Annotated in this window: 15 protein-coding genes; 13 read left to right on the top strand and 2 right to left on the bottom strand. The window is 40.2% G+C overall.

Going from position 1 to position 21,791, the window contains the following annotated elements; genetic code table 11:
- Positions 1-4: 4 nt before the first annotated feature.
- The 8 genes from B4Z47_RS01810 (at position 5) to B4Z47_RS01775 (ending at position 7,697) form a co-directional block, all read left to right on the top strand.
- Positions 5-1,363, top strand: a complete 1,359-nt coding sequence (locus B4Z47_RS01810) for a HAMP domain-containing sensor histidine kinase (RefSeq protein ID WP_159333094.1) — start codon at positions 5-7, stop codon at positions 1,361-1,363.
- 124 nt (positions 1,364-1,487) lie between these two features.
- Positions 1,488-1,970 (top strand): hypothetical protein, encoded by a 483-nt coding sequence (locus B4Z47_RS01805; RefSeq protein WP_159333093.1) that lies wholly within the window; start codon positions 1,488-1,490, stop codon positions 1,968-1,970.
- A 68-nt stretch (positions 1,971-2,038) separates the two neighbouring features.
- Positions 2,039-3,040 (top strand): ABC transporter transmembrane domain-containing protein, encoded by a 1,002-nt coding sequence (locus tag B4Z47_RS01800; RefSeq protein ID WP_201638959.1) that lies wholly within the window; start codon positions 2,039-2,041, stop codon positions 3,038-3,040.
- A complete protein-coding gene (locus B4Z47_RS01795) occupies positions 3,030-4,391 on the top strand; it encodes an HlyD family secretion protein (RefSeq protein WP_070567940.1) in 1,362 nt (453 codons plus the stop codon). Before B4Z47_RS01800 ends, B4Z47_RS01795 begins: the two co-directional genes overlap by 11 nt.
- Positions 4,392-4,398: 7 nt before the next feature.
- The gene (locus B4Z47_RS01790) at positions 4,399-5,829 is read left to right on the top strand and encodes a TolC family protein (RefSeq protein ID WP_159333091.1); all 1,431 of its coding nucleotides are present in this window, start codon (positions 4,399-4,401) and stop codon (positions 5,827-5,829) included.
- A gap of 129 nt (positions 5,830-5,958) precedes the next feature.
- On the top strand, positions 5,959-6,477 hold the full coding sequence (locus B4Z47_RS01785) for a hypothetical protein (RefSeq protein WP_112376064.1): 519 nt from the start codon (positions 5,959-5,961) through the stop codon (positions 6,475-6,477).
- Positions 6,464-6,964, top strand: coding sequence for a hypothetical protein (locus tag B4Z47_RS01780; RefSeq protein WP_046675389.1), 501 nt, complete (start codon positions 6,464-6,466; stop codon positions 6,962-6,964). Before B4Z47_RS01785 ends, B4Z47_RS01780 begins: the two co-directional genes overlap by 14 nt.
- Complete coding sequence (locus B4Z47_RS01775) at positions 6,948-7,697, top strand: YoaK family protein (RefSeq protein WP_201638960.1); 750 nt, start codon at positions 6,948-6,950, stop codon at positions 7,695-7,697. Before B4Z47_RS01780 ends, B4Z47_RS01775 begins: the two co-directional genes overlap by 17 nt.
- Before the next feature lie 10 nt (positions 7,698-7,707).
- On the opposite strand, the gene B4Z47_RS01770 is transcribed toward B4Z47_RS01775, so the two are convergent.
- Complete coding sequence (locus B4Z47_RS01770) at positions 7,708-10,218, bottom strand: kelch repeat-containing protein (RefSeq protein WP_286726633.1); 2,511 nt, start codon at positions 10,216-10,218, stop codon at positions 7,708-7,710.
- A gap of 362 nt (positions 10,219-10,580) precedes the next feature.
- Here B4Z47_RS01770 and B4Z47_RS01765 point away from each other — a divergent pair, with 362 nt between their 5' ends.
- The 5 genes from B4Z47_RS01765 to B4Z47_RS01745 all read left to right on the top strand — a co-directional run bounded on the left by B4Z47_RS01765 (position 10,581) and on the right by B4Z47_RS01745 (position 20,791).
- The gene (locus B4Z47_RS01765; RefSeq protein WP_201638962.1) at positions 10,581-12,038 is read left to right on the top strand and encodes a glycoside hydrolase family 76 protein; all 1,458 of its coding nucleotides are present in this window, start codon (positions 10,581-10,583) and stop codon (positions 12,036-12,038) included.
- A 124-nt stretch (positions 12,039-12,162) separates the two neighbouring features.
- Positions 12,163-15,342: a SusC/RagA family TonB-linked outer membrane protein gene (locus B4Z47_RS01760; RefSeq protein WP_286726631.1), complete on the top strand. Its 3,180-nt coding sequence runs from the start codon at positions 12,163-12,165 to the stop codon at positions 15,340-15,342.
- Positions 15,343-15,446: 104 nt separating this feature from the next.
- On the top strand, positions 15,447-17,507 hold the full coding sequence (locus B4Z47_RS01755) for a RagB/SusD family nutrient uptake outer membrane protein (RefSeq protein ID WP_201638964.1): 2,061 nt from the start codon (positions 15,447-15,449) through the stop codon (positions 17,505-17,507).
- A gap of 156 nt (positions 17,508-17,663) precedes the next feature.
- Positions 17,664-18,476 carry a DUF3823 domain-containing protein gene (locus B4Z47_RS01750; RefSeq protein ID WP_201638965.1) on the top strand — a complete coding sequence of 271 codons (813 nt, stop codon included), beginning with the start codon at positions 17,664-17,666 and terminating at the stop codon, positions 18,474-18,476.
- Positions 18,477-18,613: 137 nt separating this feature from the next.
- On the top strand, positions 18,614-20,791 hold the full coding sequence (locus tag B4Z47_RS01745) for a hypothetical protein (RefSeq protein ID WP_201638966.1): 2,178 nt from the start codon (positions 18,614-18,616) through the stop codon (positions 20,789-20,791).
- Positions 20,792-21,021: 230 nt separating this feature from the next.
- Here B4Z47_RS01745 and B4Z47_RS01740 read toward each other — a convergent pair whose 3' ends face one another.
- Entirely contained in the window at positions 21,022-21,789 is a 768-nt protein-coding gene (locus tag B4Z47_RS01740; protein WP_286726627.1) for a response regulator transcription factor, read from the bottom strand.
- Positions 21,790-21,791: the final 2 nt, after the last annotated feature.

Genomic DNA, 21,791 nt, shown 5'->3' with positions numbered 1-21,791 from the left:
AAACATGCACAATTATAACCGAAAGCTTACTTATCTCATTGCAATTCTAGTCATTTATGTGAGTTGTTTTGTTGGCTTTATTTTTTATTCCATTACGAATTTTGCTTTTACAGATTTTTATAAGCGGCTGGACCTGCGGCGAAATATTGCTGCAGAGAAATTTCTGAATAGTAAATCTGCCTCCCAAACTGATCAGTGGAGCCTTGATTTTATTGAAAATCTCAATAATCAGCATGAATTTTTGGTGGAATTTGATAGCAATGGTGCTATTGTAAGAAGCCAGGGATTCCATCAAGAGCTTTGGGATAAAATCAATAAAAAGGGAAGCTCAAATTTCAAGTCGGGCAATCAATTCTATTCAACTAAATACTTTTCGCAAAATGGTCGAAAGTATATCGTGGGCGCTTCTGCTGAAAATTACTTTTATACACACCATTTGGCCTATCTTCGTAATCTCCTTATTATAAGTCTGATTTTGGGAATTCTCTTTATATTCGTTGTTTCGGTTTTTATGAAGCGCTCGTTTTTAAAGCCCATATTGACCATGATGAAAGAGGTGCAGGAGATTGGTTCTGAAAATCTCTATAAACGATTGGATGAGGATAAATATAAAGGGGAGCTTCATGGTCTGGCACTCACCTTTAATCGGATGTTGACGCGCTTGGAAACCTCTTTCGAAACACAAAAGAACTTTATCAGCAATGCATCACATGAACTGAATACGCCATTGACATCCATCATAGGACAGGCAGATCTTGCTTTATCAAAAGAACGCACAACGGAGGAGTACCAACGAACATTATTTAAGATCATTGAGTCGGCAGAGCATTTGGAAAAGAAAACAAAAGCACTTTTATTGCTGGCGCGTACAGGTTTTGTTAATAATGCGACTGCATTTAGCCCCGTTCGTATTGATCAGATTGTGATGGATGCCGAACTAACAGTTAAGGCCATCAATGACAAGTTTAAGATTATTACAGATTTCAGTCTATTACCAGATGATAGTATGCGACTTAAGGTGAATGGAAATGCAATTTTGCTACAGCTTGCGCTATCCAATATTATCAGCAATGCATGTAAGTATTCATCGGATAGAACAGCATACATTGCTTTGGGTGCATTGGACAATAAAGTCTTTATTCTAATAAAAGACAAAGGTATCGGAATACCTTCCCGTGAATTGGACCATATTTACGATCCCTATTTTAGAGCTTCCAATACGAGTGGGATAGATGGTTATGGTATAGGACTTCCCTTAGCCAGAAATATTATTAAGCTGCATGGTGGGACATTGAAAGTCAATTCTGTTGTGAGTGAAGGCACCACTGTAGAAATTGAACTACCCACTTACCTTCGATTCTAATGTAGTTTTAATTTAGATGGCATTTCTAATCTCATTTTAATACAGTTGCGAGCTTTCTAATGGAAAGCTAATTTTAGATTCATTCCGTTGCCATATGTGCGTTTTAACTTTGCTAAAAAAAAGCATGGCTAAAACAACGCGTATATTAATACCCAGTGATTTTACAGTCGACTCCCTTCATTTTGTGCGTCAAAGTATTGAAGAGTCAACGGCAGATTCTATCGATATTATCCTTGTGTATGGCAATAAAAGCAGTACTTCTGCGAGTGAATTACTCGGAATTGGATTGGAAGATCAACTGGAGACACTTCAATCGGATTCTTTTTTAAAAGGCTGCAGCGTAATCTATCAGCGCTATAAAAACCGTGGGCTCAGTATTTTTGCAGATATCTTGGGTACCGATAACAGTCATTATTTGCAGCATTATCTTAGGGGACAGTCTGTTGATGAGATCATAATACCGCGAGATTATACCTATAAAAAGAAAACACGCAATTTTTTTAATGTCGCTAATGCACTCCGTAAGGTTGAGGGCCAAATTTGTTCTACGATTATATTTAAAGAGCAATCAAGTATCGGAAACAGAGCAACCGGACTAGTTGAATGATCGCTCGGAGTTTTTTACTATTGTTTTAGCTGAAATTATCATTTCTAACTTATCTTCTATCTATTTTTATGGGGCATATACAAGGCGGACCATCCCCCTTACAGCGGTTGGCAAGCCTATTACATACTGAACGGAAAACGATCAATTATATATTTATTTATGCTATTGTGATCGGTATTTTTAGTTTGACTATTCCAATAGGGATAACAGCAATATTTAATTTTTTAAGCAATGGAGCGATGTATAGCTCTACCTATATCTTAATTGCTTTTGTGTTATTTGGCGTGATCGTAGGTGGAGTATTATTGATCGGACAATTGACCTTGGTCGAGTATTTGGAGCAGAAAATCTTTCTAAAATCAGCGATTGAATTTTCGTATCGACTGCCAAGAATTAAACCTAAAAAGTTACTTGGAAAAAACCTAGTGGAGTTGGTCAACCGATTTTTTGATGTCATCATTATTCAAAAGGGAATTATCAAACTTTTGATCGATATCATCGCCGCGGTCGTGACAATTTTCTTCAGCGTGGTTTTATTATCTTTTTATCATCCCGCATTTTTGGCCTTTGGCCTTATTGTCATTTTTTCTGTCATTACGATACTTGTTTTATATTATAAAAGAGGCTTGAAAACAAGTATTGAAGAGTCTGAATACAAATATGAGACGGTAGCCTATTTGGAAGCTGTTGCCGGACAAATCGACCATTATCGTGGAGATGAGATGAAAATGAACGAAGTGACGAGAACAACAGATTCCATTGTCAGTAAATATTTATCGGCGCGAAACGATCATTTTAAAGTTTTAAAGCGTTTTTTTCTAGGGTCTGTCCTGCTTCGGACCCTGTTGTTTGGAGCGATGCTCTTGCTTGGATCCTATTTTGTTGTCGAGCGGCAAATGACTTTTGGTCAATTTGTAGCTGCTGAAGTTGTGATCGTTCAAATTGGTTATGCCATTGAAAAACTGATGACTAACTTAAATACGATTTTTGATATGCTTACGGGAGTTGTCAAACTGGCTGCTGTAACCGATCTTGCGTTGGAGGAGGACGCTGCGGTTTATGTTGATTAATAAGGATCATTCGAATCGGACAACGCTCTCTTGGAGAGATCTTTCTCATGATGCTGTTGATAGCTTATTGAAAGAGCGGGGATCCTTAGTTTTGGGGCGGATCCTTGTGTTATCTGGGATTGTTTTTGTACTGGCACTTTTTCTCCCCTGGCGGCAAACAATTCTTGGAGTAGGAACGGTTACCGCTTTACGTCCACAAGATAGACCGCAGACTATCCAAAATCAGATTGGTGGCCGCATCGAGTATTGGGCAGTTACCGAAGGGCAGGAAGTGAAGAAAGGTGACACAATTTTGGTCCTTTCGGAGACTGCACAATCCTATTTTGATCCCATGCTACCTGTAAGATTAGAAGAACAATTGCATGCCAAAAGGAGTGGAGAAGATGCCGCTAATCAAAAGATGCAAGCTACCCAAGCACAGATTGAAGCATTGAAAAATGGGCTGGATTTTCAGCTTGCATCAGCTAAAAATAAGGTGGTTCAAGCACAAAATGTGGTAAAAATAGATAGTGCAGAACTTGTCGCTGTCATGAGCTTTTTTGAGACCAGTGAAAAGCGGCTTAAACGGTACGAAGAAGGGTATCGTGATGGCTTATTTTCGTTAACGGATATTGAGACAAGACGCTTAAATCTACAAAATGATCGAGCTAAAGTAGTAAGTGCAGATAACAAATTATCAAATTCAAGACAATCACTAACAAATGCGAGCATCGAATTAAACAACATCCGTGCAAAGTATAATGAGTCATTAGCGAAAGCGCAGTCTGATTTAAGTTCCGCTTTTTCTTCCAAGGCCTCAGTACAGGGCGATATCGCTAAACTGAGAAATGAGATCTCCAATATCGATGTCCGACGAGGATTATATGTCGTGAGGGCTCCACAAGATGGTTTTATTGTTAAAACCTTTAAAGCTGGAATCGGTGAAAATATGAAGGAAGGGGAGTCCGTTGCGACATTGCAACCTAAAAAACCACTGCTGGCCGTAGAGCTTTATGTAAATGCAATGGATGTACCATTGATAGCGCCGGAGAGTGATGTAAGGCTGCAATTTGATGGCTGGCCATCAATCCAATTTTCCGGATGGCCTTCTGTCGCGGTGGGTACCTTTGCCGGAAAAGTTTCAGTCATCGATAAAGTGAGCAGTACGAATGGTCGATTTAGGATTTTAATACGCGCGACCGATCCGGTTCCTGAGGGTGACGAGCCTTGGCCAATCCAGTTAAACCAAGGTTCAGGTGCTTATGGAAGGGTTATTTTAAACAAAGTTCCTTTGTGGTATGAGATATGGCGACAGTTGAATGGTTTTCCCCCGAGTTTGGAACGAGAACCAAAAGAAAGTGAGAAAAAGTAATTGTTATATGAATAAATTGAATTTTATTTTTATTGTGTTCTGCTTTTTTTTCTATTCTCATCTTTTGGCTCAGGAAAAGGAATATGGAGCACCGAAGACTTTTACAGTTGATGACATGGAAGAGCTTTTAATGGCTAATCATCCCATTGTTAAACAAGTAAATCTACTGAGTGAAACTGCAAAAGCCCAAGTAACACAAGCGTTAGGGAAGTTTGATCCAACACTAAATTCGAGCTTTAAAAATAAGCATTTCGGTCATACGGATTATTACAATGAGTGGAATAGCGAGTTGAAAATCCCACTTTGGTTAGCAGGAGCAGATCTGAAAATAGCTTATGATCGAAATGTAGGTGAATATACAAACCCACAATCCCGAACGAATAATGCGGGGCTCTCTGCAATCGGTTTAAGTATTCCTTTGGGGCAAGGTTTAATCGTCGATAGCCGAAGGAATACGTTACAGCAGGCAAAGGCGATGATCAGCTATCTGGAAGGCGAAAAGATCAAGCAAATTAATGCCATTTGGTTTCAGGCACTTTCAGATTATTGGAACTGGTATTTTGCTTACCAGCAATACCAACTTTTATTAGAGGGCGTTAAATTAGCGGATCAGCGGTTTAGCGCAATCAGTGAGCAGACTATGCTGGGGGACAAACCTGCAATCGATTCTATCGAAGCTTCGGTCGTCGTAAAAGAACGACGGATAGAACTTTCAAAGTATGAAGTAGAACTTAAAAATGCGAAAATTGTATTGTCCAATCATTTGTGGAATGATCAACAATTTCCGGTTGAACTTCCCGATCACGCCATACCACATAAGCTCGAAGACCAAGTTATTTTGCCGGATAATCGTGTGATCGAGGCACTACTGGATTCGGCAAAAATTGCTCATCCCGAAATGATCAAGTTGGCTAGTAAAAATCAGCAACTGCTATTTGAAGAACGTTATCGAAAAGAAATGCTTAAACCTAAATTGAATGTGTCGGGTACGCTCATTTCTAGCCGTCGCGGTTTAAATGATTTTGTACCACCGCAGTATGATTTTAATTGGCAGAACTATAAGCTAGGTTTTGAATTTGCATTTCCACTTTTTATTCGCGCCGAACGTGGGAAGCTCAAAGAGGTACGGATTAAGCAAGATCAACTACGATTTGAGCAGGTAGCGACTGAAAGAAATATTTACAATGACGTCGTTAAAAAGTACAATGATTTAAATGCTTACAGTAAACAGATTGAACTTCAATCGATCAATATAAGTAACCAGGAATTGCTCCTTAAGGGTGAATTAAATAAGTTTGAGCTGGGTGAATCAACCTTGTTTGTTGTCAATAGCAGGGAAAACAAGCTGATTGAAATGCGTATCAAGCAAGAGAAGCTTTTTACGGACTATCGGAAGGCACTGGCAGAGTTATACTACAAGGCCGGAACTAAATTTTAATCCCATTTTAATCTACATTTTATTTTTAATCTCATTTTAATACAAGTCCTAAAATTCTAATAGAAAGTTAATTTCAGATTCATTCGGTTGCCATGATGACCTGTTAATTTTGTATAAAAATAATTGGATATGGCAAAGGCAACGCGTGTATTGATTCCAAGTGATTTTACGATTGATTCGCTCTTTTTTGTGATTCATAGTATAGAACAATCGTCAGCTGAAGAGCTAGACATTATTTTGGTCTATGGCAATAAGAGCAGTACTTCGATTAGTGAGTTATTAGGGATTACACTGGAAGATCAGCTTAATAAGCTGCAATCAGAAGATTTTTTGAAAGCCTGCCAGATGATCTGTCATCGTTATGAAAATCGTAAGCTAAATATCTATACAGATATTATCGGCTCTGACAATCTCAATTATTTACAACATTATTTGCGCGGAGCTCGGATTGATGAAGTCAAGGTTCCCACAGATTATGAATTTGAAAAAAGAACAAGGCATTTTTTTGACGTCGGACGGGCTTTGCTTCACTTGAGTAAAAGTAAGCAGAAGAATGTCTCGATCGTAGAAAAACCCGGGACAAACAAAACCGGCAGAAATGTCTTGGCGGATTTATTTTTTAACAAGAAATGGGATGTTAATTATTAAGAGAAAAATATTGGCACAATTCAACTTTGTCTTGTTGTCCTTTTTGCTTTTAGGGGCTAGTTCAATGGTTATGTTTTATGAAAACCCTGAGCGGCTTTTAGAAGGGGAGTGGGAAGAGCAGGGTTGGTACTTTGAGAAAGTGGAGAAGTCTCCAACATTCAAAAAACAGGCGGTTATCCATGAAGGAATAAAAGATGCTGCAATCGCGCACCTTCCACCCCTGCAGGATGGATTATGGCATTTTGAAAAAATGGGTGATAAAAATTTTATTGCCCATCATGAGGACAAACAATACAATTGGTTTTTGAAGGGACGAGGCCATATTCTTGAGCTTCGTAAGAATGACGAGCTAATAGAGAGTTTCGTTATCCAAAAGTTGAATAAAAACCAGTTGGTGCTGCATCTTAATTTGGATATGCAGACGAAAGGAATTGCACGTATCGTGCTGAAAAAAGGAGGAAAGGAAAAGTATGCTGAGAAAATATAGTAACCATAGGACGATTCAAGATAACATTAGGCTGGGGGGAATTACCGCGTTTTCTGCAGGAATGGTCAATGTCGCATCTGTCATTGTCTTTTTCTCGTTTACCTCGAATGTAACGGGTTATTATGCTGTTTTTGCACAGGAGATAGCGAAAGGGAATTGGTACCAAGGTGCTGTGGTGCTTTTTTGGATTTTACTTTTTCTAGTAGGGAGTATGCTTTCTAATCTGATCATCATTCATGGTAAAGGACGTTTTAGCTCCTATTTGACACATTCCATTCCCTTGGTATTGGAAATATTGAGTATATTATTTGTTGGGATATATCTTGATGTATTTTATGAGGATTCTTTGAAAGAAACTGAGATACTTGTCGGTGCATTGCTCTTTGCGATGGGGCTACAAAACGGTTTGACTGCGAGCATATCGAATTCTGTTGTGAAAACAACACATTTGACCGGGCTAACGACAGATTTGGCCATATTGATTTCGATGTTCACCAAGGAGTCTAACCGGAGCAATAAGGCATTGGTCGACAAATTCCATTTGCTATTGAGCATCGTGAGCGCGTATGTCGTTGGCGGACTTGTGAGCGGTATTTCATTCACTTACCTATCAAATAAAACATTTTACGTGGTTTGTTTTGTTCTTTTAGTCATCGGTTTATACGATCACTACAAATTGTATCTGTTGAAAAAGCAATTTGTGAATCGTCATCGTGAGAGGGTGGCGACTTAAATTGGAGGGACTATATAATTTTATCCAGTTGGTATGGGAAATCTTCGTTCATGAGCTGTTTATAATTGAGGCAGAATTGTTGAAATTTTATACGGGCATCCTCTTGCTGATGTAAAGCAAACATCGCTCTTACTTGAGAGAATATAGCCTGTTCATTTAAGGGATCCAATAACAATATGGCATGTGCTAACGCAATGCTTTTTTTATGTTGATGTTCGAGATCCGCTTGCTGAAGTTTCGCCAGAAAAATAGGAAGCAAATTTTGTTCAACTTCAGTTTTTAGGGTATCAAATACAGGGTGATCCAATCCCTGCAAGAACTTTCCCCGCTGGATGACTTGAGTTAATTTGCTTTCATTGATGTACGAAGGATCAGCCATTAACTGGATACATGCTACATAATCACAATAGAATTCTTCCGTTGTTTCAATAATAAATCGGCCCTTCTTATGCACAAGTTTTATTCCTGTAAATTCGTTTAGTACTTTTCTTAAATGGTTGATCGTCACTCCTCGTGAGTTCTTGACCTTATCTTCTGATTTGTCAGGCCACATCATCTGGCTGAAATATGGAGAACTTATACCCGATCGGTGGGATAGAATGAGACAAAATGCCTGCTTAAGCTTTGTGCTAAATAAATAGGAGACATCCCGTTTGTTTCGGTCAAACGCACGAAACTCACCGAATAGAAAAATTGCATTCGGACGAACAAAATCGTCTTTTTTTGGCAATTCAGCGGTTACTGCTATTGGATTAATGATAAGGGCGGTTTCTTCTAATAGATTAGTTAATTGTCTTTTTCCTTTTCTATGCCTCCAAATAAAGTAAGTACTCAATCCAACTATCCCGAATATCATCAAGAATAGGAATGCCTTGCGGTGAGAGCCATATCTAGGAAAGCTGTTTAGCTCTTCCAAAGTTATAGGAGTCATGTTTAATGAATAAACCTTTAATGTCGATTGGATATCATCCTTTGATTCCTGAACCAACACTAGGAGTCTGCCTAACTGCTTATCCATATAAAGTTGGGCATGCGTACTTATTTTATCCGAGTAGATCGGGACGGAGTCGCCTACTATGGCAAAACTTCCGTCTTGAATCGAAAAGCGATAAAGTTGAATATTGGATTTTGTTAGATACTCTGGGTAGCATAGAGCATAAAAGTGCGCCTCATCTGGAAAGACCAAACCTCGGGCTGGCACGATATGCTTGTCTTTCCACATGATGTCCCATTTTTTAATGATTTTCTTACTGTTCAAATTAATCTGATAAAAATCATACAGATATTTTCGCCCAACAATATGTTCTCCCGATTCATTGCCCATACCTCCGAATATATAGGCGGTATGATCTTCGGTACCTTTTCCAGCGGTAAGAAAATAACGCGGGAAGATTTTATCACCTGACCATCCCTCTACGGTTTGCCATTTGTTGGAGTCGACATCGTAACGTCTAAATTCATCACTGTATGTCATATTGCCATAGCCCCCGAAAATATAGAACTGCCGACTTCTTTCGTCATAAAAAGAGCCATGATGATTTAGCTCCTTCTTGATCAGGTCGTAACTCTCGACTTTCCATTCGAAATTTTTTAGATCAAGACTGGCAACTGTAGGACCTAAATAAGATTGCGTATAAAAAAGTTCATAAACATAGAGTTTATTTGTCGTAGAGTCGATGAAATTATTTCCTAAAACCAGTTTAACAGGACAGGGGTTTTGAAACGCAACCTTATTCGTTTGATTGGTTTTTACATTGTATATGGTTATGGAATCCTGATTAAAATAATAAATCTCTTTCGTTCGCTGATTGTAACATGAGCCAGCTTGTGACGGTGAACTGTTCGAAAAAATATTTTTCCATTTGTAAGAATCTAGAATCAGCCATGTTGGATTGGAAACACTCCCGTAAGCATTGCCGTCTTCATCGTGGACAATATGTCCCGCATTCTCCTTTAGCGGAAAGAAGTACTGATGCGTTGCATTTCCAATACGTACATTTTTGATCGACATCATGGGTACATCAATCAGATAATCACTTTTTCCAAAAATAATCCGGGGACTGTATACTCGCGGTAGCTTGACCTTTGGCGATTCAAAGGCCTGATCCTGAATCTCGAGCTTAAAGACTTGCCCTTCAAGATCAAAGGTCAACTGAATGTTTATCCATTCCTCCTTAAATAATCGTTGTTGATTTATTTTCGCGATGATCAGACTAGTTTTACCTTCTTCATTCAGGCGGAATATACAGTTTTCTCCCTCTTCATCATAAAACAGATTATAAATTGTGTTGTTGTCTTTATTCTTGACACGGAAAATATTACCTAATGAGTTTGATGCGTAAATGGATAATTGAAATGCTAAGGTAAACTGCTTCTCGAATGAAATCTCCTTTTTATTAAATAATTCATAGGAGGTTCGTTTATCTATAGGTTCATGGCCGGCGCTAAACCTGAGCCCCTGAGATAGGGATAGTATCGGAATTAAAAGCAAAAAAACAATATATAGTATACAGCGTGGCATAGCACAATCAAAAACTTAAACCAATTAGTCGTCGACAATGAGCTGCTTGATATTACATGTTGTCCCTTGTCGGCTTTTAATGAAATCGTAACGGTTAGGATATCCCTTATCAATATCTAACAGCGTTAAAAGTATGCAAAAAAATGCGGCCAATAAAATAAAAGCTATGTTACAATCAACAAGTGGTATTTGTATCATTAATGATAATATAAAAACAAATAGCGGTTAGGGTTATCGTTTTATTTTTGCGTTTTAACCCAAATTTAACCCAAAAAATAATCATTCAATACTACCTTGCGTTCGAATTCCTACAGGTATTTCCGGTAGTAACTCGAACTAATTATAAATCGAAAATCTTACTTATGAAAGTCTTTAAAAAGCTGCAATTTTTGATTGTTGCTTCCGTATCAATGATGATTGTTCCGTATGGATATGCGGAGGCGCAAACATCTTTTTCCGTTGCCGATATCAAAAACAGTCACACTGTTCAAGAGCAAAACTTGCTCCGTGCGATGGAACTTTTTGACCGATCAATGGAAGTTTATTTCTCGTCCGATCGACAAGCTATGTATCGTTTTTATAACCCGGATACAAAGGTGCGCTCCCAAGAAAAAGCAAGTGTATGGATGTATTCCGCTTCGATAGAAGCTGTCAATGCCATCTTAGGTGGGCTCAAATCGCAAAAAGAAAAGGGGAACCATCGTTTATTTGATCACAACTATAAACGCTATGTTAACCTTTTGGCCGAGCTCCATGGTAATGCAGCTTATTATTTAGGTTCCTTCAACCTTATTTCCTTCACACAAACAAAAGACTGGACAGTGTACGCTGTGGATCGTGTCGGAGAAAAAGGCAAAGCCAATGTAACAGGCGTACTCAATGTTTATGACGATCAGATGTGGATGATACGGGAGTTGATAGAGGGATACCGTCTGACTGGTAAAGATACTTATCTAAAGGAAGCTGAGTATCTGACTGCTTATGTCCTGGATGGATGGGACTGCACGCGCGATAATCGGGGGCATGAAAATGGTGGAATACCTTGGGGACCGGGCTATGTCACAAAACACGCCTGTAGCAATGCACCAATGGTTAGCCCGCTGGTTTGGTTACACGAAATTTATAAAACCAAGAAGGACCTGATAACATATCGATATATTGATATAGAAGACAAACAATCCCGCCGTTCGAAAACGATTCGGAAGAGCGAGTATTATTTGGATTTTGCTAAAAGGATTTATGCTTGGCAAAAGGATCATCTATTGAACGATAAAGGTGTATATGATGATATGCTGGGCGAATGTTATCCAGATTGCAGTGTTGCCTACGAAATTGTGGATGGCATAAAGTACCGAAAAAATACCCAATTGAGGAAAGCCGTTGGGACCTCTTTTTCTTATAACAGCGGTACAATGATTTCTGGAGCTGCCGATCTGTATAGGGCGACTCAATCAAAAATCTATTTGGAAGACGGAGAGCAGTTGACCGATGCGAGTTTCCAATATTTTGCTACACCGGGTTCGCAGGTTCCTGCACACTATACTTATGCGTCGGATGGGTTTAACAACTGGTTTAATGGAGTATTGCTTCGAGGATTTCTTCAGATTTCTCCAGTTTTCAAAAAAGCTGGAAGCTATAAGAAATCCTTTCAACAGAATTTAGACTATGGATATACACACTTTTTGCGTTCAGGCTTATTACCGCAAGATCTTCTCGGGGGGTGGCATGCAGACACAGGTAAAAACAACCTAGAGGGGATGTTCATGTTTGCCTATGCGGCACAGTACGCAATGCTGGCTCATGATCATGGGGGGAAATAACCGGAAGAGATGGAAGATCAACAGAAGCAAGATTTATTTGAGAAACAATAACAATAAAAACCGAGCATACACGCTCATGAAATACTTCAAGAGCACAATCACTATTTAAAACCAATTTATTAAGATGAAAAAGGATATAGGGAAATCGAGGCGGCGACTCAGCACACTGCTTGTGCTGATGGCGCTGGGTATTCCGTCCATCGGATGGGCCCAACAACGGAATGTCAGGGGAAAAGTATTGGATAGTAACAATAAGCCGATTGCTGGAGTGACGATATCGGTTCAGAACGCAGATAGTCGTATAGAGACAACGACCAACGCGGACGGAAGCTATTCTATTAATGTTCCTGAAGGTAAAAAACTATTATTTAAATCCCTCGGCTTCAGTGCAAAGGAGGAGGTTACTGATGGGAAGTCCACGATTAATGTCGTATTGCAAAGCGATGACATGCAGCTGGAAACAGTTGTCGTAGTCGGTTATGGTACGCAGCGTAAACAATCACTAACCGGTGCCATTGCATCTGTGAAGGGGACAGAAATGAGGCAGACGAAGAACGAAAATCCACAGAATATGCTAACTGGTCGGGTGGCCGGTGTACGCGTTTGGCAGAAAAGTGCAGAGCCAGGAGCGTATAGTGCTAATTTTGATATACGTGGTATGGGAGCTCCCTTAGTCGTAATTGACGGGGTACCCCGTACAAGTGAAGACTTTCAGCGTCTCAATCCAAGTGATATCGAAGACGTTTCGGTACTAAAGGATGCATCGGCGGCTATTTATGGAGTGAGATCGGCAAATGGTGTTGTACTTGTAACGACAAAAAAGGGAAAAGAAGGGAAGACGATCGTCAATTATAATGGATCTTATACTTTTCAAAGGCCTTCGGGACTGCCTGTATTGGCTGATGCAATCAGTGCCATGACGGTCTACAATGAGAAATCAATGAACAATATCAATGGTGGTAGTCCCATATATACCGAAAAGGATTTTGAAGATTTTAGAAATGGTACACGACGTTCGTCCGATTGGACGGGTCTGATTTTTTCAAAATATGCGCCGCAGACTCAACACGATGTTAGCTTTTCTGGTGGAAGTAATAAAGTTCAATATTATATTGGGGGTGGTTATTCCTACCAGCAAGGCTTTTTTAAATCAGGCGATCTCAATTATAATAAATACAACTTGCGGTCTACTATTTCTGCAGAATTGGCCAGGGGATTGAAACTTGACTTAAATATCAGCGGCATGGCCGATCAGCAAAATAATCCTTACAACAGTGCTGTTGATATCATTCGGAATTATTGGCGTCAGGGTGTCTTGTTTCCTGCATACGCAGATCCCGAAAATACCATGTTAAATTATGAGGGACTAGATTTAGAACAAAATACAGTCGCGATGATGGATGCATCTATTTCCGGCTATCGCAAATTTAAAAAGAAAACCTTTCAATCTTCCGCCGCGTTGAATTATGATCTGAGTAATTTATCTCCTTTTCTTCAAGGATTTTCGGCGAAAGCATTGATTAGTTACGATTACCGTGCAGATAACAATTCCCTATTCAGAAAGGAATATTATCAGTATGCGTTGAATAAAACAACGGGTAAATATGATCAGAAACTCTATAACTTGAGTAGTCCAAATCAAATGAAGCGGGAGTTTTATGATAAGCAACAGGTATTGGGACAATTTATTTTGAATTATGATCGAACTTTTGGGGATCAACATAAGCTAGCTGCACTTGTCGGCTGGGAATCACAAAAAAACGATGGCGATAACTTCTATGGATTGAAAAATCTTGCTTTTGGTTCAGATCAATTGCTCGCTGGCGTAGAAGATGGACAAATGACTTCCATGTATGGTGGGATAGGTGATTATTATAATGAAGCGAAGTCTGCGCTATTTGGACGTGTTAACTATGATTTTGCTGGACGTTATATTGCCGAATTCCAGTTTCGCTATGATGGATCTTCCCGTTTTGCAAAAGGGCATCAATGGGGTTTTTTCCCTTCCGCTTCTGTAGGCTGGCGTATCTCTGAAGAGCCGTTTTTCAAATCGATTGACGCTCTCTCTTTTGTTAATCAGCTGAAATTACGAGGCAGTTATGGTGTGCTGGGCGATGATTTGTCAGACTCATGGGATTTTGGTTGGGTACCAGGTTATGTTTATCCTGCAACCAGCGGAAACGCTGAAAATGGATACAACAATCAATATGCACCAGGCTATATGTTCGGTGATAAATACATTACGGGTGTAAGTCGAAAGGCTATCGCCAACGAGTTAATTACTTGGTATAAAGCGAAAACCTTTAATGTAGGTTTAGATTTTGAAGGCTGGAACGGATTGTTCGGTTTTACCTTGGATTATTTTGAACGTACGCGATCAGGATTATTTCAACGGCGTACAAGTGAATTCCCTACAGTAATTGGGGCCATAGCCCCGATGGAAAATGCCAATAGTGATCGTCATATGGGATTAGAATTGGAATTGAAACATCGTAATAAAATCAACGATTTCTCCTATAATATTCGCGCGATTGCCACGGTGACTAGAAATAAATATCTCACAGTTGTTCAAAATGGCCCATACAAAAACTCGTACGACCGTTGGCGTAATGACAACTTCAACGACCGGTATCAAGGGATACAATTTGGCTATGAATCGGCAGGACGCTTTGAAAATTGGGCCGATATCTGGAGTTATCCAATTTACAAGGAACGTGATGTATTGCCTGGAGATTATAAATACCTAGATTGGAACGGGGATGGTGAAATCAACGATCAGGATGAACATCCATTTGCCTTTGACCAGACGCCATGGGTAAATTATAGTTTGAACCTCGAAACCGCGTATAAAAATTTCGATATGAACCTCTTGTTTCAAGGCTCAGCATTGGGGTCAATGGAATATAAGGAACCTCTTTATGCAATATGGGGCACAAATGGTGGCGGAACGCTTGAACAATATCTTGACCGTTGGCACCCTGTTAATCCATTGGCAGATCCTTATGATCCCACAACTGAATGGGTTCAAGGCTATTATGGTTTCACCGGACGATATCCAAAATCCAATTCTGAATTTAATCGGGTGAGTACAGCTTATTTACGTCTCAAAAGCATTGAATTGGGCTACACCTTTTCGAATTTAAAACAATCCTCATCGATGCGATTACGTGTTTATGCAAATGCTTACAATTTATTTACAATCACGGGCGTGCGATATGTGGATCCCGAACATCCAGACGATAATTTAGGTCGGATGTATCCATTGAATAAAACCTATTCATTAGGCTTATCGCTTACTTTTTAGCACGCAAAAAACTGTTCCGATGAAACCATAATGATTCATTCAATCTTATTGGGGAATGAATAAATCGGATAGGTTCATCACAATTGAAAAGCAAATTTATACAGATGAAAAAATTACTTGTTATATTATCGTTAGCTGGCTCCATCGGATTTATAGGTTGTGCCGATCTGGATATCACGCCCAAAAATATTGTCACAGACCAAGATCTATTAAATACCCCAGCCGGTATGGATATCTATATGGCTCGGATGTACAGCCTAATGCCATTTGAAGATTTTAAATATATGGCACAATGGGGGATAGAGTTCAATGGTTGGCTGGCTGCCATTGGCATTGAAGGAACGGGGGAAGCTGTGACTAGAGATGGGATCAGTACTTCGTTTACTGGCGAGCGGACAGCTTATTGGGAAAGAGCGTTCGAATTACTTCGGGATGCCAATCATCTCATTGAAACTTTACCCAATTACAAGGATAAATTTTCTGAAGAACTTTATAATCATTACTTAGGTGAGGGATACTATGTTCGGGCAACCGTATTTTACGCCATGGCACGACGCTTCGGGGGAATTCCTTTGGTGACGAAAGAACTGCAATATCCGAACACATTGGATAAACTGGAAATACCTCGTTCCAGTGAGGAAGATACGTGGAACCAAATTCTTAAAGACTACGATGAGGCCATTAAATTACTGATGACGAAGAGCCCGAAAACAGGTTATTCCAACAAGTTTGTAGCACTGTCTTTTAAGTCCGAAGCCATGCTTTATGCTGGAAGTGTGGCCAAATATAATGAAACTGTTTCTGGTCGCTTGACTGGTCTTGGAAGGAAAACTGGTGTACGTGTGATCGGTTTCGATGTCACCACAGCAAGGGCTGCATCACAAAAGTACTTTGGAGAAGCTTACGCCGCAGCTCGACAGGTAATAGCAGCTGGGGGCTATTCGCTGTATAAAAAGAAATGGGCAGCGAACGATAAAGAAGCTCAGTATCAAAATATGGTGGATATGTTTAGTGACCTCAGTAGCCCGGAAAATATTTACGTCAAACAATATACTTATCCGACATTGACACATAGTTTTGATGCGTTTAGTTCGCCCTTCACTTTTCGATCGCCACTTTCTGCGGGTACTTGTCCAACGGTAGATTTTATGGAACTGTTTGATGGATTTGACAAATACGCCGACGGGACAGTTAAAGTGACTACCGGACAAAGCAGCAAGGACGGGGAGTATAGACTTTACGACAAACCGATGGACTTCTTTAAAAATGCGGAACCCCGCTTGCGTGCTTATGTTATCTTTCCTGATGATATCTTCAAGGATCGAAAAATGGAAATACGGGCAGGCATATACACCGGTTCAGCACCCATAAAACCATTGTTCACGGATTATTCTTATGCAAACGCGGATACACGTTACCAACAGCTGGGTGCTTACACAGGCTCACCGAAGACGCTGTACCTGAGTCCAAGAGATGGTAGTGGTCAGCAAACTGTTGATTATAATGGACAAAAAATGAATGCTGCCGGAAACGAAGGGCCATTCTTCGATAATGGTGAAGCGACATTAACTGGTTTTTATGTACGTAAATGGCTGAATACAAATCCTGCAAAAGAAGTGGGGGAAGGGAAGTCTGATCAGCCCTTTATTTTAATGCGTTACGCTGAAGTTTTATTAAATGCAGCTGAAGCAGCTGTCGAACTCAAAATGCTAGGTGCTAATCCTGCTGATGGAAGCGACCCTTTACAGATAGCAACCAGTGCTGTCAATGAGATTCGCTCGCGGGCGGGAGCAGATTTGCTAACAGGTGCGATCTCCGGAGATAATACCGGAAGAGATATTGTCCGAAAAGAGCGTCGCAAGGAACTTGCGTTTGAACATAAAGCAAAATGGGATTTGCGTCGATGGCGTGTGCTGCATTTTGAAGGCCGGGATGGATTTTGGGGAATACAAAAGGATAAAAATCTATATAGCAACAATGAAAATTTTAGGTTCAGGGGTTTATATCCATTTTTTTCCACCTCAACGGGTAAATACTTCTTTGATGCACGATTTCAATGGGTAAGTACCAAAACATTCCGGTATACACCTATAGACTATTATTTTGAAATTCCCGGAGGAGAGGTAGCGAAAAGTCCAGTGATTGACCAGCAACCTAACCGATAAACAAGTATGCTGTGCTGAGCGCTTCGAGGCGCCAGGCACAGGTCACTTGCAAGGCCTGAAATTCTAATAACAAAGTGAATTACTGATGGAGCAGCGTTCCGGAAAATAGCAAGCAAATAAATTCGGAACATTCAAACCATCATTAAACGTAAAGAGATGAAAAATAGTGTTTTCGGCGCGATAGGCGTCATATGTATGCTAAGTTCGTGCAGCCTTTTTGAGGCAGATAATTATGAAGCCCCTTCGGTGGCATTAAAAGGTATTGTGGTCGACGCATCGACCGGCGAACCCATATTGACCGATCAGGGAAGTGAGGGTATCCGCGTTCGATTGACAGAGCTCAGTTGGGGTGACAATGTGGAGCACAATCCTGATTTTTATTGCATGCCTGATGGAACGTTTCAAAACACGAAATTGCTTAAAGGTAATTACAATATCACTGTTGATGGACCTTTTATTCCATTGGTGCGTACCGATGGCGATGGGAAGGTGCTATCAGATGACAGCAAAAACATGGAGCTGAATGGCTCGCATGAAATCAAGATGGAGGTACATCCTTTTCTCAAAGTCGAATGGGTAGGAAATCCGGTTGTGGAAAACGGAAAGGTAAAAGCCAAGGTAAAAGTTACCCGCGCTATAACCGAACAGTTTTTTCGGGATAAAATTGAACCTCTAGGAAATTATAATGTGGATTTTTTAAATGTGACAGATATACAATTCTTTGTCAGCTATTCCTCCACGGTAGGGTATAGAGCGCGGGACGAACGTTGGTCTAGCAAGATCGAGTATGGGGGCAACAGTTTTAACGCAAAATTAGGGCAGGTTATTGATCTCGAATCTGTGGGAGAAATCCCAAAAGGGCGGACGGTTTTCATTCGGGCAGCCTCGCGAATTAATTACGATACGCCCCGCGGGACGGGAACGCGCAGATGGAATTATAACGAAGCCAAAAGGGTCGATATTCAATAAGCACATCTTTCCATGTTGAGCGAGCCTGTTAAAATCATAGGCTCACTCTTCATTTGCTGGATCTAATGGATTAAACCTGTTGAATAGTAGGGGGAATATAGGCGTAAACCTTACGTAATAGAAATAGACAATAAATTATGATAAAAACGAACATACTCTCGTTAATGATGTTGGCGGCGCTGACGACAGTCGCCCAAAAGAAAGATCCCGTAAAGACGACATTTCAAAGCGCCAGAGAGTGGCGTCCAACAATTGATAACCGGGCGGATGCGGTAATGGTCTATGGAACAGGAGGGAATCCTTCCGACAAATCCCGAAAGGTACCCTTTGAAGAACGTGTAAAATCTTGGCGTGATAAGGGATATATTGCTCATTTTATGACTGGGATTGCTTGGGGCGAGTACCAAGATTACTTTACAGGGAAATGGGATGGGAAGATGCACCTGGATGAGGGACAGGTCGATGTCAAAGGCGATACGATCTGGCATGGTCATATGGTCCCGTATATCGTTCCCACTGAAAATTATTTAAAGTATATTAAGGAGATGCATGTCAAAAGGGTCATTGATGCTGGCATCGATGCCATATTTATGGAAGAGCCCGAATTTTGGGCACGTGCCGGATACAGCGAATCGTTTAAAAGTGAATGGAAAAGGTACTATGGTTTTGATTGGCGGCCGCAACACGAATCGCCTGAAAACACTTACTTGTCGAATAAATTGAAGTATGCTTTATATCTCCATGCGCTGAATGAAGTCTTTACTTATGCTAAATCCTACGGTAAAACCAAAGGGATGGACGTAAAATGTTATGTGCCGACACACTCTTTAATCAACTATTCGCAGTGGATGATCGTTAGTCCCGAAGCCAGTTTGGCTTCTCTTCCCTGTGTGGATGGTTATATAGCGCAGGTATGGACAGGAACTTCACGTGAGCCTAATTATTTTAATGGCGTCGCAAAAGAACGGGTTTTCGAAACGGCATTTTTGGAATATGGTGCAATGGAATCGATGACTGCACCAACTGGACGGAAGATGTTTTTTTTGACAGATCCGATCGAAGATTGGCCTCGGGATTGGGCCGACTACAAGAAAAACTATCAGGCGACATTCACAGCACAGCTTTTATATCCGAATATCGCCGATTATGAGGTGATGCCCTGGCCAGAACGTATTTATGAGGGGCTGTATAAAACAAGTCCTAATAGTGATCAAAAAGAAAAAATACCAAGACATTATTCGACACAGATGCAGGTGATGATCAATAGCCTGAACAGTATGCCCAAATCAGCCGGCAAGGTCTCTGGGTCGACAGGGATCAGTGTGCTCTTGGCAAATTCACTGATGTTCCAGCGTTTTCCTACACATGAAGGATATGATGATCCACAATTAGCCAACTTTTATGGACTCGCCCTTCCTTTCCTAAAACGCGGGGTACCTATAAAAACAGTTCATTTGGAGAATTTAGCTGTCAAGAATGCCCTCGCGGACACGAGAGTCCTGCTCATGTCTTATTCCAATATGAAGCCTTTAGCCCCTGAAGCACATCATCACCTCGCGGATTGGGTGAGAAATGGTGGCGTCTTAATTTACTGTGGAACGGATCTCGATCCTTTTCAATCGGTACAGGAATGGTGGAATAGCAATGGTAGACAGTATCAAAGGCCATCCGATCATCTATTTGAGCAGATGGGACTGAAGGACGAAATGGCAAGAGAGGGAAAATACAGGTATGGGAAAGGTACTTTGTACGTATTACGATCCGATCCTAAGGAATTTGTGATTAAACCTGATAACAGTCAGAAACTGCTGGATGTGACCAAGAATCTTTATGAAAGTATTGGTCAAGGGAAAAAGCTGCAATTTAAAAATTATTTTACACTGACGCGAGGCAATTACGATCTGGTCGCTGTATTGGATGAGAGTGTGAGCAATCTTCCTTATCAGGTTAAGGGAAATCTAATTGATCTTTACGATCCAGCTTTGCCCATTATCACGTCCAAAAGTATACAGCCGAATGAGCAGTGTTTGTTTGTGAATATCGATCACATAAAGAACAAACAACAACCACAGGTGTTAGCTTCCGCAAGTCGTATCGACAACGAAAGAACGGCTAATCATCGGTATTCATTTACTGCAAAAAGCCCGATTAATACGACTAACATTTCGCGTATATTATTGCCTAATAAGCCAAGGCGTGTTTTGGTAGGTAAACACGATATGTTTTTGGAAGTAAATTGGGATACGAGGACAAAAACCTATTTACTGGAATTTGAAAATAGCCCTGATGGCGTGCAGGTAGATATTGAATGGTAAACTCGATAGCAAGATAAAAATGCCAATCTGTATCAGGAAAACCTGAGCCGAAATATGCTTCAAATAGCAGATCCAATTCTTAAAAGAGAACCAGATTCCTAGCGAATCTGGTTCTCTTTTTATTCAAATTGAAGAGCAACTTGAATAAAATTTTGGACAGATGTATTGGAAGGCTTACATGTTCACCTAAGTTTTGTATCTAGAATGTAGGTTATGGCTCAAATAATAGGTCACCTCGATTGTGATTCCTGAAATTTAGTCGGGCTTTGGCCAAACTGTTTTTGAAAATTGCGCGAAAAATGTGTTGCGGAACTGTAACCTAGTAAATTTGAAATTTCGTAGACCTTATGCTGCTTTTGGATAAGTAGTTCTGCCGCTTTTCGGAGCCGAGTTAAATTAATCAGTTCATTGGGCGATAGGCTCGATACCACATTGATTTTGCGGTAGAGTGTAGGTCTGCTCATACAGAGTATATCGGCCATTCGGTCCACATTAAACTGTGGGTCATCGAGGTGTTGCATGATGATTTCTTCAATCTTCAACAAAAACTCTTGTTCACTTTGATTTTGACCGATTTGCTGTATTTGCGACATCGGATTTTTAATAAAAAATTCCTTGACTTTAACTCTATTCTTTAATAAACTCGCAATTTGTGCTCTTAAAAAGGCAGGTGAAAAGGGTTTTTCAATATAAGCGTCGGCACCATACTCCAAACCCTGAATTTTTGATTCAATACTGTTTTTTGCCGTTAAGAGTATAACTGGAATGTGTGCATATGCGATATCTTCTTTAATTTTTTGACAGAGTTCAAAACCATCCATTTCTGGCATCATCACATCGCTGACGATCAGATCAAAATATTCAGTGGCTAATAAATCCAGCGCTTCCCTACCATTGGAACTCGTTGTTATCTGATAATCCTCATTGAGATCATCCGCAATGAATTCAAGTAGTTCAGTATGATCATCTACTAATAATAAATTGGATTTGGCATTCATAA

Origin of the sequence: Sphingobacterium sp. UBA2610, from assembly GCF_002339225.1 — a bacterium.
Taxonomy (GTDB): Bacteria; Bacteroidota; Bacteroidia; order Sphingobacteriales; family Sphingobacteriaceae; genus Sphingobacterium; species Sphingobacterium multivorum.
This window is presented reverse-complemented; position numbering and strand designations above follow the sequence as displayed.